This window comes from Ramlibacter sp. bp-362, from assembly GCF_054956735.1.
Map to the genome: position 1 here is coordinate 458787 of NZ_JBUDXE010000001.1, position 23065 is coordinate 481851.

The following is a 23065-nucleotide window of genomic DNA, read 5'->3' on the forward strand; positions in this document are numbered from 1 at the left end:
CCCGGACACTCACGCCCGGGCGGCGGCGGCACCTGGCAGCAGGCCTTCCGCGAAGCGCAGCACCTCGCGCGCGTAGAGCGCGGGGTGCGAGAAGCGGAACATGTGGCCGGTGTGCGCCAGCACGACTTCCCTCGAACGGCGGATTCCCTGGAGCATCACGCCGGCGGCGTGCTTGCCGATGATGCGATCCTCCTGCGGGGTCAGGATGAGCGCAGGCACGGCAACACGATCCAGTCGATCGACGTAATCCGCCTTGGCGACCGCGCGCATCCTGTTCACGTAGGCGCGATGCGGCGTCTCCCTGGCGAAGAACTCGCGGGTCTTGCCCGTGGACCAGGGGATCTCGCCGGCGGCGTCGAAGGACGAGGCCAGTTGCGCCGCATGGACCCTCAGCGTCAGCGCCCGGTAGAAGGGGCCCGGAAAGCAGGGCGCCAGCGCTGACAGCGTCTTCAGGAGCGGGGAATCGAGTGGATTCCTGGCGAAGCCGCCCGACATGACGAGCCCGCGCATGCGCGCGGGCTGGCGCGTCGCCACTGCGAGGCCGATGACGGCCCCGAACGAGTCGCCGACGAGGATGTAGCTGTCCAGGTCCTCGACCTGCGCCTCGACGAAGTCCGCCAGGCGCTCGATGTCATCGAGTTCGTCCGGCAGTCGCATGGTCCGCATGGGCAGATGCTGGAGCGGCCCAAGCTGGCCCAGGTTCCAGGGCGATCCGGAGAAGCAGGGAATCATGACCAAGGTCGGTGCTCTCATTGCTGAAGTTCCTCAAGAGTGGATTCGACTGCATGTTGCCGCCCGGGGCATTCGCGGTCCAATGGCATTCCTGCAGTCAGTCCATGCACCAGATGGGGCGGGATGGAGGCGCCCGCTGCATCGCCCTAGTCCTGCGTGGCGTCGACGAGCCGGTCCACCAGCCATGCGATCTCCGGCTCCTGTGCGCGTCCGACCGGGCGCAGGATGCTGACGGTCCACGCATCCATGTCGAAAGGCAGCTCGAATGTCACCGTGCTCGTGGAAGCCGCCAGCGCATGGGCCAGGCGTTCGGGAACCACGGCCACGAGGTCCGCCGCGCCGACGAAGAATGGCGCCGGCATGAACGTGGGAATCGTGGCGACCACGTGGCGCCGCCGGCCGATGCGCGCCAGCGCCTCGTCGACCGCGCCAGCGTTTTCCCCCGATGGCGACACGAGGACGTGCCGGGCCTGAGCGAACGCATCCAGGCTCATGAAAGCCCGGTTCCCACGCAGGCTCAGCGCAGGATGGCCCCGTCGTGCGATGCCCACGAAGCGCTCCTGGAACAGCGGAATCGCCTCGATCCGGTGCGGCAGGGAACTGAACGATGCCGAACAGACTGCGACGTCCAGCGACGTCTCGTCCAGCAGTGCCGCCACGGTGCTTCGGTCGACGGATTGCAGTTGAAGCATCGCCCTTGGCGCCAGCGTGCCGATCGCCTGTAGCGCAGGTGCCAGGGCGGCGAGGATGGCGTGCTCCGTGGCCCCGATCCTGAAGGCGCATTCGAGCCGGGCTGGATCGAATGCGCCGCGCGGCGAGGTGATCCCTTCGATTTCCCGCAAGACCGCGTCGATTCGCGGCGCAAGCTCGACGGCGACGGGGGTGGGCTGGATGCCCTTCGGGTTGCGGATGAACAGGGGGTCACCCAGCGCCGTGCGCAGCCGGTTCAGTGCATGGCTGGTGGCCGATTGCGACAGATGCAGTTTCTCGGCGGCCCGGCCGACGTGGCGTTCGTCGAGCAGCGCACGCATGACGACAAGCAGGTTCAGGTCGAAACGGGTGAGGTCGAAGGTCTTCATGGGATGGCGGCCGGGGCGGAATGTGCTTTCGCAGGGTAAGGCAGGCTCCAGCAAGAAGCATCGTCGACACATCCATCGCCGGGGCGAAAGTGTTCACGTATGAGAACACCGGCTGGGCGGGTGCGTGGCAGCCGCCCACACTGCCCGCCATGAACCCGATCTCAAGACGCGCCGCGATCGCGGCTTCCCTGTGCTCGCTCGCGGGTGCGTTCGCAGCGCCTGCGGCGTCTGCCGCCGGCGACCCCGGCAGGCCCATCCGCCTGATCGTTCCCTATCCGGCGGGAGGTCCCTCCGACACGACCGGCCGCGCCATCGCGGATGGACTGGCGAAAGTGCTCGGCCAGTCCGTGGTGGTGGAGAACAAGCCGGGCGCCGGCGCGATCGTGGGCAGCGAATACGTGCTGACGCAGCCTGCCGACGGCTACACGCTGCTGATGGCCAGCAACGTGATCTCCACCGGCAAGTGGCTCTACCCGTCGATGAAGTACGAGCCGATGCGCGAATTCCGTTCGGTCGCCGGTGTCTTCCGCAGCCCGCACCAGGTCGTGGTGCGCCCCGATTCTCCCGCCAGGAACATCCAGGACCTGGTCGGAATGGCCCGGGAGGCCGGCGGCAGGATGAATTACGGCTCGGGCGGCACCGGAACGACGACGCACCTGGGAGCGGAACGATTCATGCAGGTCGCCGGCATCCGGATGAACCACATCCCGTACCGCGGCTCGGCGCCCGCCAACGTCGCGGTGCTCGCCGGGGACGTCGCGGCCCACTTCGACATCGAGTTCTCGGCACAGGCCCTGCTGAAGGCCGGCAAGCTGCGTTCCCTGGGCGTCACCGCGCTGAAGCGTTCGCCGCAGTTTCCCGATGTGCCCACGCTCGACGAGCAGGGCGTCAAGGGTTTCGAACTCTACTCATGGTTCGGGATCGTCGTGCGCAGCGGCACGCCGGATGCGATCGTGGCGAAGCTCAATGGCGCACTCAACGAAGCGATGGAGACGCCAGGGTTCAAGCAGCGCCTCGCCGTTCTGGGCGCCGAGAAGATCGGCGGCTCGCCCGCCGTCTTCGAGAAGATGATCCAGGACGACTACGAGCTCTGGGGCGGCGTGATCCGCAAGGGCGGGATCAGGCTGGAGTGAGTTCGAACCACATGACTTGCGGAGCGACAAGGATGAGACGCGTCTATTTCCATGAAACGCTGGACCTGGTCCGGCAGCCCGGCACCCACACCCGGTATCTCGAGAAGCTGGGCGAGGCCATCCGGACCGAGGGCGGGAACGCCAAGGGATCCGTCAGCAACGGCTGCGTCGCCGCGTGGGCGCCGGTGTTCCTCACGGGACGATGGCCGGAACTCGTTACCTTCTGGGAAATGCAGCAGGGCTGGGAGGGATTCGGGCGGCATTTCGACGAGCACCCGGAGCTCTTTCACGAGCCGCTGGAGCGCTTCTACGGCGAACGGTCGGGTGGCTTCGATCGCGTGCTGGTAGCGGCGGAATACGCGCTGGACCGCGCTCAGGTGCTCGTCGGCAAGATGCGCGCAGCGGCGGTGTTGCAGCAGGTCGTCACGCTGGAAGCTGGCGGAGCCGTCGACTACCTGGCGCGCCTCGGCGACGCGGCGGCGGCCATCTCGGGACCCGGCGCTCCGCGGCTCTTCGGCGCCTACGAGACTGCGTTCCGCAATGGAACCGAGGCGATCGTGCTCTGGGCGTTCGAGGATTTCCGGTCGCTCGCTGCGCTCCAGGCAGCGCCTGCGTCGATCGCGGGTTGGAATGAATGGATCGACACATCCCGGCGCTTCGAGCGCAGCCACACGGGGTCGATCCTGCGTCCGACGTCATGGTCGCCGCTGCGTTGACACCCGTCCGCTGGTGCATCGCGGCGGCATACCATGTGCGAACTTGCCAGTAGCAGGGAAGAAGCCATGTCTGCACGCATCCAGCCAGCCAGTCCGCCCTTCGAGCCGGAGATCGCCGGGGTCATCGAGGGCGTGATGAAGGGCCAGCCGCCCTTGCACCTGTTCGCGACGGTGGCGCGCGACCCTCGGCTGGCCAGGAAATTCTTCGCGGCGGGCTTGCTGGACAAGGGCAACCTGACGCTCCGGCAGCGCGAGATCGTCATCGACCGGACGACCGCGCTCTGCCGGTCCGAGTACGAATGGGGCGTGCACGTCGCCGTGTACGCGGCGAAGGCGGGCCTGACCGAAGAACAGGTTCATTCGACAGCGCGCGGATCCGCCGACGATCCGTGCTGGAGCACGGAGGACCGGCTGTTGATCCGCCTGTGCGACGCGCTGCATCGGCATTGCGACATCGACGACGCGCTTTGGCTCGCCTTGCGCGGAGCGTTCACCGAGAACGCGATCCTCGAGTTGCTGATGCTGGCCGGCTTCTATCGAACCGTGAGCTATCTGACCAATGGACTGCGCTTGCCCCTGGAAAGCATCGGCGCGCGGTTTCCGGGGGAGCACGGGTAGCTCACTCACTCCGGGAAGGCCACCACCACCTTCCCCAGGTGTCTTCCTTCGAGCATGTCGATGAACGCGCGTGGCGCGTTCTCGAGGCCCGCCACCCTCTCCTCGTCGATGCGAATCGCGCCATCCGCCACCAGCCTGCGCATCTCCGCCTGGAAGGCATCGAACCGCTCGCCGTAGTGGTCCAGGATGATGAAGCCCTGCATGCGCACCCTTTTCTGGAGCACGGCGGCCAGCAGGGCCGGCAGGTGATCGCCGGCCGCGGAGCCGGCTTCGTTGTAGTGCGCGACAAAGCCGCACACCGGCACCCGGGCGCCGATGTTCAGCAGCGGCAGCACGGCCCTGAGGACCACACCGCCCACGTTCTCGAAGTACACATCGATGCCGCGCGGGCAAGCGGCCGCCAGCCTGGCCGCCATCTGCGGGTCGTGGCGGTCGATGCACGCATCGAATCCGAGGACATCGACCGCGTGCGCGCATTTCCGCGCACCTCCGGCGATGCCCACCACGCGTGCTCCCGCACGCCGGGCGAGCTGGCCGACGATCGAACCGACGGCGCCCGTGGCGGCTGCCACCACCACCGTCTCGCCCTCGCGCGGTCGCCCGATGTCCAGCAGGCCCACGTGGGCGGTGAAGCCCGGCATGCCCAGGCCCGAGAGCGCGTGGGACGGATGCTCCATCTCGCCCAGCACGGCCAGCCCGCTGCCGTCGGAGATCGCGTACTCCTGCCAGCCGGCGCCGGCCAGCACGAGATCACCCTCCCTGAAATCGCGGTGGCGCGAGGCCACGACGCGGCTGATCGTACCGCCCACCATCGGCGCACCGAGTTCCACCCGCGGGGCATAGCCCGGGCCGACCTCGTCCATGAGGTTGCGCATGTAGGGGTCAAGGGAGAGGTACAGCGTCCGCAACAGGACTTCGCCCTCGGCCGGCGGCTTCACGGGTTCGGTGGCAAGGCGGAAATCGTCGGCGACGGGCAAGCCGCGAGGCCGCGCGGCCAGCAGGATGCGGCGATTGACGAGGTCGGTCATGGAAGTTCCCTTGTGGTGAGCGAGGTCGGCCAGCTTACGAATAGCATCCGCCGCGATGAATGACAGGGAAGCCAAATTGCTTGACACTTCCGGCCGCGGCCCCGACCCGCTCACCGAGATCCTGCTGAACCTCAGGCTGGACGGGCTGGAGTACGGCCGATGCGAGCTGCGTGCGCCGTGGGCGGTGGCGTTCCCCGCGCGGCCCGTGGCCCGCTTCCACTTCGTCGCGCACGGCGACTGCTGGTTGCGCGCGGGCGATGCCGACTGGGTGCAACTGCGCCAGGGCGACGCCGTCCTGCTGCCTCGAGGCGCACCGCACATCCTGGCGAGCTCCCGGGACCTCCCCGCCGTGGACATCGCGACGCTTCCGCGCGTCCCGCTGTCGGACGCCGTCTATCTCGTGGGCGGCGCGGAAAAGGACACCAGCGAGACCACCCACACGCTGTTCTGCGCGAGACTGCGCTTCAACCTGGACGCGCGGCATCCGCTGCTGGCCATGATGCCGAGCGTCATCCGCGCAGGTGAGCTGGCCAGGCGCGACGCCACCGTGCCGGCGCTGCTCGAAGCCATGGAGCGCGAAGTGGCCCTCCAGCGGGTCGGCGCCTGCGGGATCCTCGCGCGGATGGCGGATGTCGTGGCGGCCACGACCATCCGCGCCTGGGTGGAATGCGTGTGCGGCCAGACCACCGGCTGGATCGCGGCGCTTCGCTCCCCGGTGGTGGGCAAGGCGCTCGCGGCGATCCACGCCGATCCGGCGCGCGCATGGACCATCCCGGCGCTTGCAAGCCTGGCCGGGACGTCGCGGTCGGCTTTCGCCGCGGCCTTCAGGAACGCCGTGGGCGAGACACCTGCCCGGTACATCGCGCGGCTGCAGATGTTCCAGGCCAGCGAATGGATCGCCGCCAGGGGCATGCGCGTGAGCGTGGCGGCCGACCGCCTGGGCTACGAATCCGAGGCCTCGTTCAGCCGCGCCTACAAGCGCATCATGGGAATGCCCCCGAGCGCTGCGCGTGCGAGAACTGGCGGCGATAGGCCAGCGGCGACGTCCTGAGCGCCTGCGCGAAATGCTGGCGCAGGGAGGCGGTGGAACCGAAACCCGCCTGGGCGGCCACCTGCTCGATCGGCAGGTCGGTCTCTTCCAGCAAACGCTGCGCCAGGGCGAGCCGCTGCGCCTTCAACCAGCCCACCGTCGTGGTGCCGGTGGCATCCCGGAACCGGCGGGTGAAGGTGCGCCGGCTCATGAGGGCGCGGCGCGCCAGGTCGTCCAGCGCGAGCGGCTGCGCCACGTGCCGCGACATCCATTCCAGCACCGGCCCGAGCCGGTCGCGTTCCGCCCGCGCCGGCACCGGCTGTGCGATGTACTGCGCCTGGCCACCCTGGCGGTGGGGCGCCACGACCATGCGGCGCGCGGCGCGGTTGGCGGCCTGCGCGCCGCAGCGCTTGCGCAGCACGTGCAGGCAGCAGTCCAGCCCGGCGGCCGTGCCGGCCGAAGTGATGACGTCGCCGTCGTCGACGTACAGCACCTCGGGCTGCAGTTGCACCGAGGGATACAGCTCGCGGAACAGCGGAACCAGGTGCCAGTGCGTGGTGGCGGGCCGGCCATCGAGCAGCCCGGCCTCGGCCAGCACGAAGGCGCCCAGGCACAGCCCGACGATCAGCGCCCCGCGCCTGTGCGCCGCGCGCAGCTCGCGCAACAGCGAGGGCGGCGCCGGTCGTCCATCGTCCCGCCACGAGGGGATCACCACGATGCCGGCGCTGCGCAGCGCACCGAGACCGCGGCGGGCCACCAGGTCGAACCCGGCATTGGTGCGCAGCGGACCGGGCTCGGCGGCGCACACCTTCAGCCGGAAGCGCGGACTGCCGTCCGGCCGCCGGTCCTCGCCGAAGACGAGGCAGGGCACGGACAGGTGGAAGGGACTGATGCCGTCGAACGCGACGACGGCGACGTCCTCGGACGAAAGCTCTGGCATGGCCTGATTCTATCGATGGATGGCATCCAGGCCACTTTCGGAGTCGTCCACGCGGGCCAAGAATCCGGGCCTTGCCACCTCATCGAAAGGATCCCTGCCATGCCTTCCCCATCCCCCCGGCGCGCACTCGTCGTCATCGACGTTCAGAACGAGTACTTCGACGGCGGCGGCCTGCCGATCGAACATCCGCCCATTGCGAAGACGCTGCCCAACATCGCAAGCGCGATGGACGCCGCGTCGCAGGCTGGCGTGCCCGTGGTGGTGGTGCGGCACCATGCGCCGGCGGGCCTGCCGCTGTTCCAGGCCGGTACGCACGCGGGCGAACTGCACGACGCGGTGACGAGCCGGCCGCGGGACCACCTGGTCACGAAGGCATTCCCGAGCGCGTTCACCCGGACGGGTTTCGCCGGGTGGCTGGAAGAGCGCCGGATCGACACGCTGTCCGTGGCCGGCTACATGACGCACAACTGCGTCGCGGCCACGATCTTCGAGGGAATGCACCGCGGCCTGGCGATGGAGTACCTGCACGACGCCAGCGGCGCGCTGCCGTATGCGAACGCGGCGGGTCGCGCTTCCGCCGAGGAAATCCACCGCGTGTTCAGCGTCGTCTTCCACAGCAACTTCGCCGCCGTGACCTCCACTGCGGACTGGATCCAAGCCGTGAAGGCGCAGCAGCCCCTGCGGCGCGACAACCCCGTGCTCTCGAACCGTCGCGGACGGGGGCTGCCGGTCGACTGAGCGCGCTTCCTCCGCCCGGCAGGATGCCGCTGCGCTACATTCGTCGGCGTCACACCCAACCGAGACAAAAAGCCATGTCCATCCGAACCGCCCTGAAAGCCGCCACGGTTGCACTCGCAGTCGCAACCGGCGGGCCGCTCTTCGCGCAAGGCACCCCCATCAATGCCGCGGCATTCGACGCGCTGGTCGCGCAAGGCCCGGTGGCCGACGCCGCGACCATCGCCTCGAGCAAGTGGGCCAGCAAGATCAAGCAGGCCGGCACGCTGCGCCTGGGCGCCACGCAGACCTCGAATCTCTTCTCGATGCTCAACGAGAAGGACGGCAAGATGCGTGGCTTCGATGCGGGCCTGGCCCAGCTGCTCACGCGCTACATCCTGGGCGACGGGTCGAAGTTCAAGTTCACGCAGGTCACGTCGTCCACGCGCGAGCAGGTGCTCATCAACGACCAGGTGGACATGGTCCTCGCGACCTACTCCATCACCCCGGCCCGGGCGGAGAAGATCTCCTTCGCCGGGCCCTACTACACCTCGCAGGCGGGTGTGCTCGTCAAGGCGAACAACAAGACGATCCGGTCCTACCAGGATCTCGCCGGCAAGAAGGTCGCCACGCAGGCGGGATCGACGGGGCCCGCGATCCTGGCGCAATTCGCGCCCAAGGCCGTCGTGCAGGAATTCCAGACGCACCAGGAAGCCCTCGACGCCCTGCGCCAGGGCCGCGTGGACGCCTACGTGACCGACTACACGCTGCTGCTCAACGTCCTGAGCCAGGCCACCGGCGAGGCGAAGCTGGCCGGCGCGCCCTTCGGTCCGGAAGACCCGTACGGCATCGGGCTGCCCAAGGGCTCGGACGGCGTGGCCTTCGTCAACGCCTTCCTGAAGAAGATCGAGGCCGACGGCACCTGGGCCAAGCTGTGGACGGTGTCCATCGGCCAGCGCACCGGCAGCAAGGACGTCCCGAAGCCGCCCGCGCTTCCCTGACCCATGGGCGGTGTCACCCGGCTCCTGGCCGACTACGGGCCTGCCTTCGGACAGGCCCTTTTTCTCACGTGGAAGCTCACGGCCCTGTCGTTCGTGGCCGGCTTCGCGCTGGGGATCGTCGTGACGGTGGCCCGCCTGCTGCCGCTGCGGCCGCTTCGTTTCGTGCTGACCGCCTACGTCGAGATCTTCCGCAACATCCCGGCCGTCGCCCTGCTGATCTTCATCGTGTTCGCCCTGCCCGATCTTGAGGTCGTGATCGACTACGAGCCGAGCGTGATCCTCACGCTGGCCCTGGTGTGCTCCGCGTTCACGGCGGACTACCTGCGCACGGGCATCAACACCATCGCCGAGGGCCAGGTCCAGGCCGCACGCAGCCTGGGCATGCGGCCGCTGGTCATCATCTCGGCGATCGTGCTGCCGCAGGCGCTGCGCTCGGTGGTCCAGCCCATGACCTCGCTGCTCATCGCGGTGATGCTGTCCACTTCGCTGGCGTCCCAGGTGCCCGTTCCGGGCCGCGAACTCACGGCGCTGGTGGCCAAGATCGCCAATGATTCCGCCGCCGGGATCCCCGCGTTCACGCTGGCCGCCGCGATGTACCTGGCGTCGGGCCTGCTCATCGCATGGGCGGGCGCCACCCTGGACAGGAAGCTGCGGATCCTGCGATGAGCCGCGCCCTGGAAGACATCCTCTTCGGCGACCTGGGCGTCAAGGCACAGGCCATCACGCGCGCGGCGAGCTGGATCGTCGCGGCGTCGCTGCTCCTGCTGGCCGTCGGGATCGTGTACCGGTTCCATGACGCGGGCCAGTTCGCGGGGCGGCTCTGGGAATTCTTCACGTGGAAGACGACCTGGGCCTTCCTCGCGAAGGGGCTGCTCGGCACGCTCGCATCGGCGGCGGCAGCAGCCGTCATCGCACTGACCCTCGGCCTGGTGCTCCTGGTGGGGCGCCTGTCGCGGCTGCGCGTCCTGCGCTGGCCGGCCGTCGCGGCCATCGAGTTCCTGCGCGGCGTGCCCACCCTGCTGCTGATCTACGTGTGCTTCCTGGTCCTGCCGTCTGTGGGGATCAAGCTGAGCGCGTACTGGATGCTGACGCTGCCGGTGGGACTCAGCACCGCCGCCGTGGTGGCCGAGGTGTACCGCGCGGGCGTGCTCGCGGTTCCCCGCGGCCAGACGAATGCGGCCCGGGCCCTGGGTTTCAGGGAAGCCCAGGTCTTCGCGCTGGTCGTCTTTCCCCAGGCGGTGCGCTACATCGTCCCGGCACTCGTCGCGCAACTGGTCATCGTGGTGAAGGACACGACCTTCGGCTACGTCGTCACCTACGGCGAACTGATGCAGAACGCCAAGGTGCTCATCGCCAACTACCGTTCGCTCGTGCCCGTGTACCTTGCGGTGGCGGTGCTGTATTGCGCGGTGAACTACGCCATTTCCAGGGCCAGCCGCCGGCTCGGCCGGCGTATGCATTGACCCTCGGGGACGGGAGTCATGCGACGGCGCATTTGCGCAGCGTGTCCCAGGTGCGGGTGGTGACCTCGTCGCCGTAGGCCCGCGCGATCAGTTTCATGAACACGGGTCCGTCGCCCGCCGGCAGGTAGGCGGTGAACACGTCCGCGCCCTGCTGGTGGATCACGGTGGCCGTTCCTTCGGTCAGGGGCAAGGGGACACGCGAGGGGCGCGGCGCACGCAGGAAGCTGACCACCAGCTTGGCCGAGGGCGGCAAGCCGTAGCCCGCGAAGGGATCGGTCGCCACGAGGGCAGCGAGCGCCTTCGCCGGCCGGACGATGGTGAAGAAGGAGCGGCCGAGGCTTTGCGTCATCGCGTCCTCCAGCGCCTTCTCCAGCTCGTGCGCCGACCGCCCGTCGCTGTCGAAAGCGACGTTGCCGCTCGACAGCACCGTGCGCACGTCGGTGAAGCCCGCGGCTTCGACGCACGCCTTCAGGTCCGGCATGCGCAGGTTCATCGGCGACACGCCGCGCAGGAAGGCGACGTGGCGCTGCGTGGCGGCCGGCTTCATCGCTTCACCGGAATCGGCGTCGCGCGATCCACCGGCACGGCCGCGATGCTGTTCTTGGGGCTGCCCTCGATCAGCTTGTCGGAATAGGTGAGATAGACGAGCGTGTTGCGCCGGGTGTCCACCATCCGCACGATGCGCAGGTGCTTGAACAGGATGGAGGTGCGCTCGTTGAAGACCTCCTCCTGCTGCGGCAGCGGCTGCCGGAAGGAGATCGGCCCCACCTGGCGGCAGGCGATGGACGCGTCGCTCGGGTCCTCGGCGATCCCGACGGCACCGCTGATGCCGCCGGTCTTGGCGCGCGAGACGTGGCAGGCCACGCCGCTCACGGCCGGGTCGTCGTACGCCTCCACCACGATCTTGTGGTTGGGGCCGATGAACTTGAAGACGGTGTCGACGGAGCCGATCTGTTCGGCGTGGGCGGCGGCGAAGAGGATCGAGAGTCCCGCGGCGGCCACGGCAACGGCGCGCGTTCGCGTGCGCGGGCGGGAACGGTTGGGTCGGGAGCGGGTTTCGTGTCGGACGGACATAAGCATTCGTCAGTTGGGGATAGCGTGATGCTACCCACCGTCAAAGGCCGAGGTCTGCAGCCACGCCCATCGGCTACGGTACGACGCGGCCTTCTCCCGGAACAGCTTCATGTGAGGAACGAGGGGATTCGGCGCGAGCACGCCGGCGTAGAGGATCGGAAGACCGTTCGGCGCGTAGACCTCGTACTCCCCGCCCAGCGGCCGTACGCCGACGCAGGTCGAGGGCACCAGGAAGCGGTCGATTCCATCCTTCGCGCAGGCCAGCCTCTGATAGGGAAAGCCGAAGTGCTCCTCGTACCAGAGGTGCACTCGCGCCTGGTTCTTCACCTCGATCGGGACGCCCAGCGCGCCAAGCACCCTTTCTACCCGGGCCTGCATCCTCGCCTCGGCTTCCGCCGAGAGATCGTCGGCATCGAAGTAGAAGATGTCGTAGTCCTTGATGCCTTCCTCGGGCGCACGGCGCGACTCCAGATTCCACACCGACTGGAACAGGCAACCCGCGACCAGCCAGCCGTCGGGGAGTTCCAGGGCATCCCAGGCATCCAGGATCGCGCGGTTGTACCGGTTGGCCCGGATGTCAGCGAGGAAGCGCTGGAGATCGGGTGGGCGGCTTTCGTGCACATTGGCAGCATAGGCCATGTCCGCTTTCGACCCAAAGCAGCCCTCGGGCAGCTGGCGCGACCGGGCAGGTGACCGCCACCCTCTACCGCGGCGCCAGCCTCTCCCCTTCCTTCTTCAGGAACTCCCCCAGAAACCCCGCCACATCCGGCGCCAGGTGCACGACCCGCCGCCGCTCGATCTTCCCGTACTCCGGCGTCTTCACCCCCATGCTGCGCATCGCCTCCAGCACCCGCGCCTCGTGCGAGCCGCGGAACACCGCGGGCTCCGCCAGCACGCCGAGCACCAGCGTTTCGGAGGTCGTGACCTCGTCGCGCGATTCGCCGAAGGCGCCGGCGAGGGGCGGGATGCGTCGCAGGCCGATCTGGCCCGAGGAGTCGTATTTCTGGCTGCCGTTCGAGAGCGTCCCCAGCACCACCGGTTTTCCGTACGGGAAGTTGCCCGTGACGGAGTACTTGTTGGTCGAGACGTTCAGCACCTGCGCGTTCAGGCCGGGTTCCAGCGCCGCGAGCGAGCTGAACTCGAAGTTCAGCTTCAACTTGACCTGGTCGGGCGTCGCCATCTCGGGCTGGATGTGCAGCACCGTGCCGGTCTTCGCGGTGTATTCGGTGGCATCGCCGCCCTGCGTGCCCGCGTACAGGATGGTCACGTCCGCGCCTTCGCGCACCTCCGATTCGGCGCCGATCGTCGTCACGACAGAGGGCGCGGCGTTCAGGTAGACGCTGCTGCCCACGTTCACGGGCATCAGGCGCACGGCGTACTGGATGTCCGGGATCGAGAGGTGCGGCGTCATCAGCAGCCGCTTGGTCCGCGTCAGCGTGTCGTCCGTGCGCGTGCGGTCGTACTGGTAGTAGTTCTCCTCCGGCGAGGCGCCCAGCTGCAGCACGAGGTCGTTGAAGAAGCCCGAGCCGCGCGTCGTCGCGTCCGACGCGTAGCGGCGCACGAAGTAGACGCTCGCGACGACGTTGAGGTCGCGGCAGGCCGCCTCCTCGCTCTCGCTGCCGCAGACCAGGTCTGCCTTCACCGGCTTGCCGGCGTCGGCATGCGGGATCGTCACCAGCGGGCCCGGAAAGGTCTTGTCGTCCGCCAGGTAGACGGCCCGCACGAAGCGCGTGGCGGGGTCGTCGTCCTGCTGCTTCGCCGCCTGCATGGCGTCGAACAGCGTGCGCGCCACCTGTTCGTTGCCGCCCCGCAGGGCCGCGATGGCGGACAGCGCCCAGTACATGCTGCGGTCGTCGATCAGCGCCGCGTTGAGGAAGGCGACCTGGGCTTCCGAGAGGTTGCCCAGGTTCAGCTCGGTCAGGCCCAGCCCCGCGTACGAAGGCGCGTGGTCCTTCGCGAAGCGGGCCGCGCTCGCGAACGCGGCCCGGGCGAAGACGCCCTTGTGCTGCGGCAGGCGATCGCTCGCGAGGAGGTCGACCGCGTGGCTGTAGTGCCGCTGCCATTGCGGCCCCAGGTTCTGCGCCGGTTCGGTGGGCGCCTCGAACCGGGGGATGCCGCCGCAGCCGGCCAGCGCGAGGCACAGCGCCAGCGGCAGCGGCGTCCAACGCATCAGGCGCCGCAAGCCGACTTCCATTCCTGCGCCTTCTTGATCGCGTCACCGTAGGGGCCGAGGACCGAAGCCAGGCGGTCCACCGCCTTGGACTTCAGCTTCTGCATCTTCTCTTCCTTCATGTCCGACACGTCGGCCAGGTACCCGAAGGGCGCGGGGATCTTCTGCGTGCCCAGGCTCACGGCGCTGGAGTCGCCGTTGTACCAGTACTTGGCGCGCACCTTGACCTTGATGTAGTCGGTCTTGATCTCCTCCACGTGCACGCAGGTGGCCACCTTCACGCTGCTGGAGAGCTTCAGCTGGGGGTAGCAGATCTCGTCCTTCTGCGTGTCGCTGATGAAGTACTGGTACAGGTTCAGTGTCGTCCAGTTGTTGTCGCTCCACTTGAAGTAGGAGTTGTAGGAGAGGTCGATGCCCTCGATCTTCCCGAGCAGGATCGGCTGGTCCTTGCCGTCGGCCTTCATGGCGCTGTCCGGGTAGATCGGGAACATGCGCAGGTCCGCCTTGATCTGGATGGTCCGCTCCTTGCCGCCGAAGTTCTTCTTGTCCTTGGCCTTCAGGAAGAACAGCGGATAGCCGTTCTCCCGGATGTCGTTGAGCTTCTGGCGCTTGTCCTGCAGGTCGGCCAGCACGTGCACCACCTTGCAGGCCTTCTTCTTGCCGGCCTTGAACTTGTCGACCGTCTTGGAGTCGAGCTTCTCGAGCGCGGCGCCGAGGGCGGCGTCCTCCGTGTTCTGCGAGCAGCGGATCTCCGCCACGTCCAGCTTGGTGTTGTCCTCGTCCAGCGCCGCCTGCGCCAGTTCCTCCGCGTTGGCCATGGTGGTGGTCACCTTGGGCGGCAGCGCCTTCTGGATGCCGCCTTCGGGCAGCGGCTTGTTGTAGCCCGCCAGCTTGTAGCCGGTGTTCACGAGCTTGGTGGCGTCCGAGGCCGACTTGTTCAGCGTCTCGAAGGCGTCGAAGTACTTCTTGGTGTAGTCCTTCGAGGTGCTGGACTCGAAGTCGCCCTGCAGCGCCTTGCCGGCGCTGTCGATCTGGCTGGACAGGCTCTCGATGCGCGCCTTGATGTCGTCGAGCCGGGAGTTGCAGGTCTCGTCGGCCGCGCTCGCGGCGGGCACCAGCGCCAGGGACAGGACGGGAAGCACCAGCACGCGGCCGATGCGGTCAAGTTTCTTCCGGGACATTCTCCACTCCTTGTTTTGAAGACATGCAGGCTTCGCACCGCCGTGCAGGACGGGCGCGATCTTCTGCCTCTGCCATGGGAGCGGCCAATACCTCATTCATGGTAGATGCGCCGCGGCATGCGCGGCGCGGTGCGCGTCACGCGTCGCGCACGAGCCGGAATCCCAGGTGCGACATCGGGCTGTGCGGATCGGAGCCGCGCCGCGCGCTCGGGCGATACGAGAGGCAGTAGTCCTCGTTGCACAGGAACGAGCCGCCGCGGATCACGCGCTTGGGCGCGTCCGGCGGCACGCCCGGCTCGCCGGGATCGAAGGGCTCGGCGGGCCCTTGCGGATCCACCACGGCCTCGGGCCCGAGCTTCGCCTGCAACGCGAACGCGTCGGCGCGATACCAGTCGGCGACCCACTGCCACGCGTTGCCCGTCATGTCGTAGAGGCCGTAGCCGTTGGCCGGAAAGCTCTTCGCCGGCGTCGTGCCCGCGGCGCCGCCCGCCTGCGGGCTCACGACGGGGAAGGGGCGCGCGCGGCTGTCCCACACGTTGGCCTGCGGCTGGCCGCCGGGCGCGAGGTCGTCGCCCCACGCATAGGTGGCCTGCTCGAGCCCGCCGCGCGCGGCGAACTCCCACTCCGCCTCGGTGGGCAGGCGCTTGCCGGCCCAGCGCGCGTAGGCCAGCGCATCGACGTAGCTGACCTGCACCACGGGATGGTCGCCCTTGCCTGCGATCGAACTGCCCGGCCCCTGCGGCCGGCGCCAGTTCGCCCCGGGCACGTAGCGCCACCAGCGCGAATAGTCGTCCAGGCGCACGGGGCCCTCGGTGCCCACGAACACCATCGCGCCGGGCACCAGCACGTCGTCGGGCGGACGCGGCGTGCCGGGCGGCAGCTGCACGCGGATGGTTTCCCATTCGGGCTTGCGCTCCGCGGTGGTGATGTAGCCCGTCTTGCGCACGAAGGCGGCGAACTGGTCGTTGGTGACGTGCGTGACGTCCATCCAGAAGGCCTTCACGCGCACCGGGTGCGCCGGCTTCTCGTCGAAGCGGGCGAACCTGGACTCGCTGCCCATGAGGAAGGTGCCGCCGGGAACCCAGGCCATGTCCTTCGGCGCGCGCACGCCGTCGCCGAGGACGACGACGGGCCGCGGCCGGGGCTCCGGCGCGCGCGGCAGGAACTTCCATGCCGCCGCGCCGCCCGCGGCCATGCCGCCGAGCGCCAGGCCGCCGAGCAGCCAGCGGCGGCGGCGCGTATCAGTAGATGCCACGGCTCCTCGCGCAGGTGGTGTTCATGTTGCGGGCGATGATTTCGCCGTCCGACGCGTCGGTGCGCCCGTCGAAGAGGAAGTCGTACACGCTGGACAGGCCCCAGTCGGCGACGATGGCGCGCCAGTTGGAGAGGTCCTGCGCGTCGACCACGCCGTCCCTGTTGCCGTCGCCGGGGCAGTCCGGCTCGGAGGCGAGCATCTCGTCGAGCGTCGCCGAGAGCTGCTCGTAAGCCGTGCGCGCCTCGCGCGTGAGCGGACGCCGCAGCAGGTCGCGCGCGGGCTCGTCCAGCAGCGGCCGGGGCGCGGCCTGGTCGATCTCGTAGAACTCGTTCGTGACGACCTCGCCGCAGCTGTCGCTCGCGCTGTCGTAGTCGAGCGTCGTGTTGCGCACGATCTTGAAGCGGTCGTCGCGCAGCGCCGCCGATGACTCGGGCAGGATGGTGAAGAGGCCCTGCCCCTGCTTGAAGCGCGCCTGGTTCACCTGGCAGCAGCTCTGGTAGCCCTTGCCGCCGTTGGGAACGACGGACGCGTCGGTGTAGCCGGAACCCCACCACACGCCGGCGTTGTCCTCGCACACGCTCTTGGACACCGGGATCTGCGTGCAGGCCGATGCGTTCACCACGCAGGGGCCGTTGCGGCCGCCGTCGGCCTGGATGTTGGTGCCGGTCATGGTGAAGTTGATGCTGCGCAGGCTGCCCTGTCCCGGCTGCGTCAGGTAGGGCAGCAGCGCCACGGAATCCACCGTGCGCGGCACCTCGCGGTGGACGTCCAGGCCCGCCAGCTCGCCGAAGAACTGGAACAGGTCCACCGCGTTGACCATGTGGTCCACCTCGCGGTCCGGCTCGGCGACCTGCGGGCCGGCCACGATCAGCGGCACCCAGGCGCCCGTCTGGTAGGCGGTGCCCTTGGCGAGCTGCGTGTCGAAGGGCGCCTTGACCGCAAAGCCCAGGCTGCCGTTGTCCGCGGCGATCACGACGACCGTGTTGCTCGCGCGCGGGTCGTAGCGCAGGCGCCCGTCGCTGCCGCGCGTGGCCAGGCCCGTCTCCACCAGGATGCGGCCGAACTCGGTGTCCAGCGCCTCGGTCATCTGGTTCTGGATCAGGCGTCCGTGCAGCGGGTCCGAGCAGTCGAGGATGTTGCCGGAGAGGCGCGGACTCGTGCGCGGCGTCAGCTCCTTGGGTGCGTGCTGCCAGGGCGTGTGCGCCGCCGAGAAGCTGACGGTCGCCATCCACGGCTTGCCGCGCGGACGCGACTTGATCCACCGGATGGCGGCATTCGCCTCGATGGTGGTGCGGTAGCCGCGGGCGCGCGGGTCGGTCAGCGGCACCTGTTCGACTTCGCCGTCCTTCACGATCACGAGCGGGGAGACGTAGTACGCGTTCTCCGTCTGGAAGTCCAGCTTCACGCCGGCCGGCAGCGGCGTGCCGCAGGCATGCTGGTCCACGAAGATGCCGCCTTTCGCAAGGCACTGCAGGCCGTTGCTGTCCTTCAGCGGCGAGGCCGCCGGCATGTCCTCGCAGCGCTGGTCCGCGTAGTGGCAGGAGCCGCCGATGTGGTGCGGGTAGAAGCCGCAGCTGAAGTTGCGCGCCTTCTTGAGGTCCAGGCCGCCGGCCGTGCGGTCCACCGAGGCCGGCAGGCCGCCGATCCAGCCCTCGAAGTAGTCCCAGCCCAGCACCGCCGGCGTGGCGTGCTCCGCCGCGTTGTGCTCGGGGCCCGCGAGGTGGAACTTGCCGAACATCGCGCTCTGGTAGCCGGCCTGCTTCAGCAGCTTGGGCACCGTCACGTCGTAGGGCGAGAGCTGCGAGTTGGCGAGGTCGTTGGGCCCCGTCGCCTGCCGGATGCCCGTGCGGAAGGGATAGCGGCCCACGAAGAAGGCGGCGCGGCCCGGCGTGCACTCGGGCATGGACCAGGTATTGCGGAAGCGCACGCCGGCCGCCGCGACGGCGTCGATGTTGGGCATGGGCGGCGGGTTCGCCCCGCCGTAGCCGAAGGCCGCCATCTGGTCGATGCCGACATCGTCGAGGATCACGAACAGGATGTTGGGGCGCGAGGCCTCGCCTCCGCCGCCGCCACCGCCGCCGCAGGAAGACAGGGCCACGACGGCGCAGGCCGCCGCGAGGAAGGTGCGAAGGAGTCGCATGGGGCGCGGCCTCACGATCCGGTGGCGCCGCAGCGCTTGCCGAGACGGCTTTCGATCACCGCGCGGTCGGCGGCGTCGGTGAGCCCGTCGTGGTTGAAGTCGAACCAGCTGGAACGGCCGCCGTTGCGCTGGCTGTACAGCTCCCAGTCCGCGAGGTCCTGCGCGTCCACCACGCCATCGAGGTTGCCGTCGCCGGGGCAGTCGACGTTGGCCTCGTCAATCCGGCGCAGCGCCTCCTGCAAGGCAACGTAGTTCTCCTGCTCGTTGCGCGTCAGGCCGGGCAGGAGGTTGCGGCGCGCGTTGTCCAGCCTGGGCAGCGGCACGGCCTCGTCCACGCGGAAGAACTCGTCGACCGACGAATACTGGTGGGTGGAGCAGTTCATGCGCTCCACGCGCACCAGCTTGTAGTTCGCGTTGCGCACGGTGCGCTGCGAACGCGGCAGGATGTCCGTCGGCTCCTCGCCCTGCGCCTCCAGGTACTCGTTGACGGCGCAGCACGAGGCCAGGCCGCCGGCGCCCGCGGCCCCGCCCGCGCCGTACCAGGTGCCGCCCTGGTCCTCGCACACTTCCTTCTGCGGGAACAGCTGCACGCAGGTGTTCAGCGCGGGGATCACGCAGGGCGGCGCCGGCGGGGCGGACGCGTTCGTGATGTTGGTTCCCACCTCGCTGAAGTTGGTCGTGCGGATCGCGGCGTGCGCGGGATCGGTCAGGTAGGGCAGCACCGGCTGCGCGTCCAGCGTGCGACTGGCGGGCACGGAACGGCGCACGTCGATGCCGGCCAGTTCGCCGAACAGACTGTAGAGGTCGGCGGAGTTCACCATGTGCGGCACGTCGCGGTCCGGCTCCTTCACCATGGGGCCGGCCACGATCAGCGGCACCCACACGCCCGTCTGGTAGGGGAAGCCCTTGGCGCGCATCGGGTTGAAGGGCGCCTTCACGCTCGGCGCGTAGCTGCCGTTGTCGCCCATCACGACCACCACGGTGTTGCTGTCCTGGGGCCGGTAGTCCAGCGTGCCGTCGTCGCGACGCTTCGCGATGCCGGTCTCCACCAGCAGGCGGCCGATCTCGCGGTCCATGGCCTCGATCATCTGGTTGGTGAGGACGCGCTGCTCGTGCACGCTCTCGCAGTCGAAGCGATCCGTGTCCTGCGCGCCGGCCGGCAGCAGGCTCGCCGGCGGTGGCTGCAGCGGCGTGTGGATCGCGGAGTAGCCGACGCTCAGCATCCAGGGCTGGCCCTTCGACTGCTGGCGCACCCAGCGCACCGCGCGGTCCGTCTCCTGCACCGTGCGGTAGCCGCGGCTCGTGGCGTCGGAGGCGGGCACGGTGCGCGTCGTGCCGTCGGCGCGGTTGATCAGCCATTCGCCCGTGTAGTAGGCGTTCTGCGTGGCGAAGTCGAGGTAGGACGGACGCGGCGAACGGCAGGCCTGGCCGGGGTCGAGGATGCCGCCGCGCTCCATGCAGGCGCGTCCCGGCGTCGCCGCGGCGGCGGTGGAGAGCGTGGTGCAACCGCCGTCAGCGGTGTAGCACGCACCGCTGTCCGCACCCTGCGCCGGGTCGTCGCGCGTGTTGCGCACGAAGCCGCAGCCGTGCGCGCCCTGGGGGCCGACGCCGCCGGCGGTGGTGTCGATCGGGTAGGGCCCGCCATCGAGGTAGCCCTCGAAGTGGTCCCAGCCCAGCTCGCGCATCACGGCATCCCCCAGCGGATGGTTGGCCGGGTTCAGGTTGGAGCCGGACAGGTGCATCTTGCCGATCACGGCGTTGACGTAGCCCTTGTCCTTCAGCAGCTTGGGCGTGGTGGCCTCGAAGGGCGAGACCTGCGAGTTGGCGAGGTCCGTCGCCACGACGGCATTGAGCACCTTGGTGCGCGAGGGATAGCGCCCCACGAAGAAGGTGGCGCGGGTCGGCGTGCACGTGGGCATGGACCAGGCATTGCGGAAGCGCACGCCGGCGTGCGCGATCGCGTCGAGGTTGGGCGTGGCCGCCGGCGTGAGCCCGCCGTAGCCGAAGACCGGCAGCTGGTCGACGCCCAGGTCGTCCAGCACGATGAAGAGGATGTTGGGCGGCTGCGATGCGCTGCCGCCGGAGCCGCCGCCCCCGGAACCGCCACCGCAGGACGCCAGGGTCAGCAGCGCCGCCGCGGCGAAGGCGGCCCGGAGCGGGCTGCGGAGGCTTCTTCTTCTCATCGGCGCGCATGTTCCGGCCCGTCCGCCGGGGCGCCAATACCCTATCCATGGTAGCGAGCGCCCCGCGCGGGCGGCCGCATCACGCCTGCGGCACTTCCTGCGGCAGCTCCAGCGGCAGGCTCAGGGCAAGCCGGGCGCCGCCGGCTTCCCAGGCCTCGATTGTCACGGCGCCCCCGAGCTGCGCGGCGCGCCGGCGCATGTTCTCCAGGCCGCGGCCGCCCGGCTGCGAAGCGAAGGGCGCGCCGTCGTTCTCCACCAGGATGCGCGCGCCGGCCTCTCCTTCCGGCTGGCCGTGGATCATGATGCGGCCGGCGCGCCCGTGCCGGATCGCGTTGGTCACCGCCTCCTGCATGATGCGCAGCACGTTGAGCGCGTGCGCGGGCGTCACGCCGGAGATCTCCGGCAGCCGCGCGATCGACCACTCGAGCTGGATGCCCAGGCGCTTCAGCTGGCGCGCGAGCCGGTCGCGGAATTCGCCCAGCGCCACGGGCAGTTCGCGGTCGCCGATGTCCAGCGAGTGGATCACGAGGCGCAGGTCGTCCAGCGCCTCGCGCGCCGTGCGCTCGATGGCGGCGACGCGCTCGCGTTCGGCCAGCGCCACGATGGAGGCGAGGTGGCCGCTCAGCCCGTCGTGCAGGTCCGCTGTCAGGCGCTGGCGCTCCTCGTGCCGCACGCGCTGCGCCGCCTCGACGCGTTCTTCCGCATGCAGGCGCGCCAGCTCCTCCTCGCGTTCGGCCAGGCGCCGCAGCAGGTGGGCGTTGGCCTCGTCCAGCCGGCGCAGGCTCACGCCCAGGCGGCGCATCAGGATCACCACGATGCCGATCATCAGCAGCGGCCGGTAGTACATCGCCAGGAACACCGGCCCGTCCAGCACGCGGGCCGCCACGGCGCCGTCGTGCACGCCCGCGAGCGCCAGCAGCAGCAGGGGCACCAGCATCAGGCGCGCCTCGTGCACGCGCTTCTTCCACGCGCCCCAGGCGGTGACGGCGGCGGTGGCCACGAGCGACAGCACCATCCAGGGCGCGCCCATCGCGAGCACCAGCTGGAACGGCGGCACCAGGCCGGTCGCGGCGAGCAGCATGCAGGCCGCCGGCACGCCCACGGTCGCGGCCTGCAGCAGGCGCGGCACCCGCGTGCCGTTGATCAGCAGCGCGACCACCACCAGCATGCTGGTGCCCATCCCGCTGATGAAGAAGGCGTAGGGCATCAGCTCCGGGACGCGCGGATGCAGGTCGACGAACAGTCCCGCGTAGCCGGCCAGCGTGGTTGCGAGCAGCGCGAGCAGCCAGAGGAAGAGCGGCTCGCGCGGCCGGTACAGGCAGACCATGAGCACGGCGACGGCGATCAGCAGCTGCGAGGCCAGCACCATCAGCCGCAGGTGCTCCAACAGGAACAGGCGAAGACGGTAGTAGGGCCCCAGCTGTTCCGCCGTGCCGATGTAGGCGGGCGAGAGGTAGCCGGGCATCACGCCCACGGTCGCCAGCCGCAGGTCCAGCGTGTTGCTGCCGGCAACCAGCCGGTCGCGCGGCAGGACGACCAGCGCCGCCACGCCCGAGGTCACGCCGATCATGCGGGCGCGGTTGCCCGTGTCCGCCAGCGTGTGGCCGCCGAGGGAGATGACGGCGCGCTGCGCCAGCATGGGGATGAACAGGTACAGCGGCTCCTCGGGCACGGAAGCGAGATCGAAATTCAGCTGGTAGTCCAGCTCGCCGGCACGGCGCGGCCAGCTGTGGGGCAGCGGCACGTCCACCGGCGGGGCGCCGCTGGAATCCATCAGCACTGCGTGCGCCAGCTCGCGGGCGCCCTCGGGCCGCGGCAGCTGCAGCCAGTAGGGCATGGTGGCCACCGCGAGCAGCAGCAGCGCGCACAGCCACGACGCCGCCCGCCGGATCACAGGCGGATGAGCCCCAGCCGCGAAGCCTCGAACACGGCCTCGGACCGGTTGTTCGCCTCCAGCTTGCGGTAGATGTTCTTGACGTGCACCGGCACCGTCTGCTTGCTGATGCCCAGCTGCTGCGCCAGTTCGGCGTAGGTGAAGCCCTTGGCGATGCCCCACAGGATGTCGGTCTCGCGCGCGGTGAGCGCGGCGGCCAGCGGCGGCGGCGGCGCGGAGGGCGGCGCGTTGAGCTTGCGCACGATCACGCGGGCGATCGAGGAGGAGATCGGCGAGCGACCCGCCCGCAGCTCCTCGATGGCCTCGAGCAGCTCGATGGAATCGGCGTCCTTCAGCAGGTAGCCGGAGGCGCCGGCCTCGATGGCCTCGATCACGGAGCGGTCATCGGCCAGCACGGAGATGACCATGGCCTCGGCCTGCGGGTTGGCCGCGCGCAGAGTGCGGATCGCCTGCGTTCCGTGGCCGTCGGGCAGGCGCAGGTCGGTGATCAGCAGGTCCACGCCGGGCGCGCGCAGGTGCGGCAGGGCCTCGGCGAGGGTGGCGCAGGCGGCGACCAGCCGGCCGCCGGTCCACTCCTGCAGGATGCACGTGAAGCGCTGGCGCAGCGGCTCGTCGTCCTCGAGCAGCAGCACGCGGCATGCCGCCGTCGTTCCATCCTCCTGCTGCTCCTGCATGTGTCCGCCTTCCTCCGATGTACGTCGCGCGCCGCCCGTC

22 protein-coding genes are annotated in these 23065 nt (G+C 69.5%); 8 read left to right on the forward strand and 14 right to left on the reverse strand.

Features of this window, described 5'->3' with window-relative positions; translation table 11 throughout:
- Nucleotides 1-9: 9 nt before the first annotated feature.
- Both ACY0MJ_RS02345 and ACY0MJ_RS02350 read right to left on the reverse strand, forming a co-directional pair.
- Nucleotides 10-666 carry an alpha/beta fold hydrolase gene (locus tag ACY0MJ_RS02345; protein ID WP_462636656.1) on the reverse strand — a complete coding sequence of 219 codons (657 nt, stop codon included), beginning with the start codon at nt 664-666 and terminating at the stop codon, nt 10-12.
- A 212-nt stretch (nt 667-878) separates the two neighbouring features.
- Nucleotides 879-1811 carry a LysR family transcriptional regulator gene (locus ACY0MJ_RS02350; protein ID WP_462636657.1) on the reverse strand — a complete coding sequence of 311 codons (933 nt, stop codon included), beginning with the start codon at nt 1809-1811 and terminating at the stop codon, nt 879-881.
- A gap of 149 nt (nt 1812-1960) precedes the next feature.
- Between ACY0MJ_RS02350 and ACY0MJ_RS02355 the strand changes: the two genes are divergently transcribed.
- From ACY0MJ_RS02355 to ACY0MJ_RS02365, 3 genes are all read left to right on the forward strand, one after another.
- Nucleotides 1961-2944, forward strand: coding sequence for a Bug family tripartite tricarboxylate transporter substrate binding protein (locus ACY0MJ_RS02355; protein WP_462636658.1), 984 nt, complete (start codon nt 1961-1963; stop codon nt 2942-2944).
- 32 nt (nt 2945-2976) lie between these two features.
- Nucleotides 2977-3660, forward strand: a complete 684-nt coding sequence (locus ACY0MJ_RS02360; RefSeq protein WP_462636659.1) for an NIPSNAP family protein — start codon at nt 2977-2979, stop codon at nt 3658-3660.
- Between the two features lie 66 nt (nt 3661-3726).
- Nucleotides 3727-4278: a carboxymuconolactone decarboxylase family protein gene (locus tag ACY0MJ_RS02365; RefSeq protein WP_462636660.1), complete on the forward strand. Its 552-nt coding sequence runs from the start codon at nt 3727-3729 to the stop codon at nt 4276-4278.
- Nucleotides 4279-4283: 5 nt separating this feature from the next.
- Here ACY0MJ_RS02365 and ACY0MJ_RS02370 read toward each other — a convergent pair whose 3' ends face one another.
- A complete protein-coding gene (locus tag ACY0MJ_RS02370) occupies nt 4284-5306 on the reverse strand; it encodes an NADP-dependent oxidoreductase (protein ID WP_462636661.1) in 1023 nt (340 codons plus the stop codon).
- 76 nt (nt 5307-5382) lie between these two features.
- On the opposite strand from ACY0MJ_RS02370, the gene ACY0MJ_RS02375 reads away from it, so the two are divergent.
- Nucleotides 5383-6357 (forward strand): AraC family transcriptional regulator, encoded by a 975-nt coding sequence (locus ACY0MJ_RS02375; protein WP_462636662.1) that lies wholly within the window; start codon nt 5383-5385, stop codon nt 6355-6357.
- On the opposite strand, the gene ACY0MJ_RS02380 is transcribed toward ACY0MJ_RS02375, so the two are convergent.
- Entirely contained in the window at nt 6290-7276 is a 987-nt protein-coding gene (locus ACY0MJ_RS02380) for a GlxA family transcriptional regulator (RefSeq protein WP_462636663.1), read from the reverse strand. The two genes, ACY0MJ_RS02375 and ACY0MJ_RS02380, sit on opposite strands and share 68 nt — an antisense overlap.
- 99 nt (nt 7277-7375) lie before the next feature.
- Here ACY0MJ_RS02380 and ACY0MJ_RS02385 point away from each other — a divergent pair, with 99 nt between their 5' ends.
- The 4 genes from ACY0MJ_RS02385 to ACY0MJ_RS02400 all read left to right on the forward strand — a co-directional run bounded on the left by ACY0MJ_RS02385 (nt 7376) and on the right by ACY0MJ_RS02400 (nt 10454).
- Complete coding sequence (locus ACY0MJ_RS02385) at nt 7376-8014, forward strand: cysteine hydrolase family protein (protein ID WP_462636664.1); 639 nt, start codon at nt 7376-7378, stop codon at nt 8012-8014.
- 74 nt (nt 8015-8088) lie between these two features.
- Nucleotides 8089-8991 (forward strand): glutamate ABC transporter substrate-binding protein, encoded by a 903-nt coding sequence (locus ACY0MJ_RS02390; RefSeq protein ID WP_462636665.1) that lies wholly within the window; start codon nt 8089-8091, stop codon nt 8989-8991.
- A gap of 3 nt (nt 8992-8994) precedes the next feature.
- Nucleotides 8995-9657, forward strand: a complete 663-nt coding sequence (locus ACY0MJ_RS02395) for an amino acid ABC transporter permease (protein ID WP_462636666.1) — start codon at nt 8995-8997, stop codon at nt 9655-9657.
- On the forward strand, nt 9654-10454 hold the full coding sequence (locus tag ACY0MJ_RS02400) for an amino acid ABC transporter permease (RefSeq protein WP_462636667.1): 801 nt from the start codon (nt 9654-9656) through the stop codon (nt 10452-10454). Before ACY0MJ_RS02395 ends, ACY0MJ_RS02400 begins: the two co-directional genes overlap by 4 nt.
- 16 nt (nt 10455-10470) lie before the next feature.
- Here ACY0MJ_RS02400 and ACY0MJ_RS02405 read toward each other — a convergent pair whose 3' ends face one another.
- The 10 genes from ACY0MJ_RS02405 to ACY0MJ_RS02450 all read right to left on the reverse strand — a co-directional run bounded on the left by ACY0MJ_RS02405 (nt 10471) and on the right by ACY0MJ_RS02450 (nt 23025).
- A complete protein-coding gene (locus tag ACY0MJ_RS02405) occupies nt 10471-11001 on the reverse strand; it encodes a DUF1697 domain-containing protein (RefSeq protein WP_462636668.1) in 531 nt (176 codons plus the stop codon).
- Entirely contained in the window at nt 10998-11456 is a 459-nt protein-coding gene (locus tag ACY0MJ_RS02410; RefSeq protein ID WP_462636670.1) for a CreA family protein, read from the reverse strand. The genes ACY0MJ_RS02405 and ACY0MJ_RS02410 overlap by 4 nt, the downstream gene beginning before the upstream one ends.
- 102 nt (nt 11457-11558) lie before the next feature.
- A complete protein-coding gene (locus ACY0MJ_RS02415; RefSeq protein WP_462636671.1) occupies nt 11559-12167 on the reverse strand; it encodes a nucleotidyltransferase family protein in 609 nt (202 codons plus the stop codon).
- A 64-nt stretch (nt 12168-12231) separates the two neighbouring features.
- Nucleotides 12232-13722: a hypothetical protein gene (locus ACY0MJ_RS02420; RefSeq protein ID WP_462636672.1), complete on the reverse strand. Its 1491-nt coding sequence runs from the start codon at nt 13720-13722 to the stop codon at nt 12232-12234.
- Nucleotides 13698-14879 carry a hypothetical protein gene (locus ACY0MJ_RS02425; protein ID WP_462636673.1) on the reverse strand — a complete coding sequence of 394 codons (1182 nt, stop codon included), beginning with the start codon at nt 14877-14879 and terminating at the stop codon, nt 13698-13700. Before ACY0MJ_RS02425 ends, ACY0MJ_RS02420 begins: the two co-directional genes overlap by 25 nt.
- A 136-nt stretch (nt 14880-15015) precedes the next feature.
- Nucleotides 15016-16074, reverse strand: a complete 1059-nt coding sequence (locus ACY0MJ_RS02430) for a formylglycine-generating enzyme family protein (protein WP_462636700.1) — start codon at nt 16072-16074, stop codon at nt 15016-15018.
- A 46-nt stretch (nt 16075-16120) separates the two neighbouring features.
- Nucleotides 16121-18274, reverse strand: coding sequence for a sulfatase-like hydrolase/transferase (locus ACY0MJ_RS02435; RefSeq protein WP_462636674.1), 2154 nt, complete (start codon nt 18272-18274; stop codon nt 16121-16123).
- 11 nt (nt 18275-18285) lie between these two features.
- A complete protein-coding gene (locus ACY0MJ_RS02440; protein WP_462636675.1) occupies nt 18286-20457 on the reverse strand; it encodes a sulfatase-like hydrolase/transferase in 2172 nt (723 codons plus the stop codon).
- 79 nt (nt 20458-20536) lie between these two features.
- The gene (locus tag ACY0MJ_RS02445; protein ID WP_462636676.1) at nt 20537-22351 is read right to left on the reverse strand and encodes a sensor histidine kinase; all 1815 of its coding nucleotides are present in this window, start codon (nt 22349-22351) and stop codon (nt 20537-20539) included.
- A complete protein-coding gene (locus tag ACY0MJ_RS02450; protein WP_462636677.1) occupies nt 22348-23025 on the reverse strand; it encodes a response regulator in 678 nt (225 codons plus the stop codon). The genes ACY0MJ_RS02445 and ACY0MJ_RS02450 overlap by 4 nt, the downstream gene beginning before the upstream one ends.
- Between the last annotated feature and the right edge of the window lie 40 nt (nt 23026-23065).

Bases quoted from the DNA above. Each gene is read 5' to 3' on its own strand.
- ACY0MJ_RS02345 (WP_462636656.1), bottom strand. From the start codon at position 666: ATGCGGACCATGCGACTGCCGGACGAACTCGATGACATCGAGCGCCTG.
- ACY0MJ_RS02405 (WP_462636668.1), bottom strand. From the start codon at position 11,001: ATGAAGCCGGCCGCCACGCAGCGCCACGTCGCCTTCCTGCGCGGCGTG.
- ACY0MJ_RS02365 (WP_462636660.1), top strand. From the start codon at position 3,727: ATGTCTGCACGCATCCAGCCAGCCAGTCCGCCCTTCGAGCCGGAGATC.
- ACY0MJ_RS02425 (WP_462636673.1), bottom strand. From the start codon at position 14,879: ATGTCCCGGAAGAAACTTGACCGCATCGGCCGCGTGCTGGTGCTTCCC.
- ACY0MJ_RS02415 (WP_462636671.1), bottom strand. From the start codon at position 12,167: ATGGCCTATGCTGCCAATGTGCACGAAAGCCGCCCACCCGATCTCCAG.
- ACY0MJ_RS02420 (WP_462636672.1), bottom strand. From the start codon at position 13,722: ATGGAAGTCGGCTTGCGGCGCCTGATGCGTTGGACGCCGCTGCCGCTG.
- ACY0MJ_RS02440 (WP_462636675.1), bottom strand. From the start codon at position 20,457: ATGAGAAGAAGAAGCCTCCGCAGCCCGCTCCGGGCCGCCTTCGCCGCG.
- ACY0MJ_RS02390 (WP_462636665.1), top strand. From the start codon at position 8,089: ATGTCCATCCGAACCGCCCTGAAAGCCGCCACGGTTGCACTCGCAGTC.
- ACY0MJ_RS02370 (WP_462636661.1), bottom strand. From the start codon at position 5,306: ATGACCGACCTCGTCAATCGCCGCATCCTGCTGGCCGCGCGGCCTCGC.
- ACY0MJ_RS02380 (WP_462636663.1), bottom strand. From the start codon at position 7,276: ATGCCAGAGCTTTCGTCCGAGGACGTCGCCGTCGTCGCGTTCGACGGC.
- ACY0MJ_RS02435 (WP_462636674.1), bottom strand. From the start codon at position 18,274: ATGCGACTCCTTCGCACCTTCCTCGCGGCGGCCTGCGCCGTCGTGGCC.
- ACY0MJ_RS02430 (WP_462636700.1), bottom strand. From the start codon at position 16,074: ATGGCCGCGGGCGGCGCGGCGGCATGGAAGTTCCTGCCGCGCGCGCCG.
- ACY0MJ_RS02400 (WP_462636667.1), top strand. From the start codon at position 9,654: ATGAGCCGCGCCCTGGAAGACATCCTCTTCGGCGACCTGGGCGTCAAG.
- ACY0MJ_RS02450 (WP_462636677.1), bottom strand. From the start codon at position 23,025: ATGCAGGAGCAGCAGGAGGATGGAACGACGGCGGCATGCCGCGTGCTG.
- ACY0MJ_RS02350 (WP_462636657.1), bottom strand. From the start codon at position 1,811: ATGAAGACCTTCGACCTCACCCGTTTCGACCTGAACCTGCTTGTCGTC.
- ACY0MJ_RS02360 (WP_462636659.1), top strand. From the start codon at position 2,977: ATGAGACGCGTCTATTTCCATGAAACGCTGGACCTGGTCCGGCAGCCC.
- ACY0MJ_RS02355 (WP_462636658.1), top strand. From the start codon at position 1,961: ATGAACCCGATCTCAAGACGCGCCGCGATCGCGGCTTCCCTGTGCTCG.
- ACY0MJ_RS02395 (WP_462636666.1), top strand. From the start codon at position 8,995: ATGGGCGGTGTCACCCGGCTCCTGGCCGACTACGGGCCTGCCTTCGGA.
- ACY0MJ_RS02385 (WP_462636664.1), top strand. From the start codon at position 7,376: ATGCCTTCCCCATCCCCCCGGCGCGCACTCGTCGTCATCGACGTTCAG.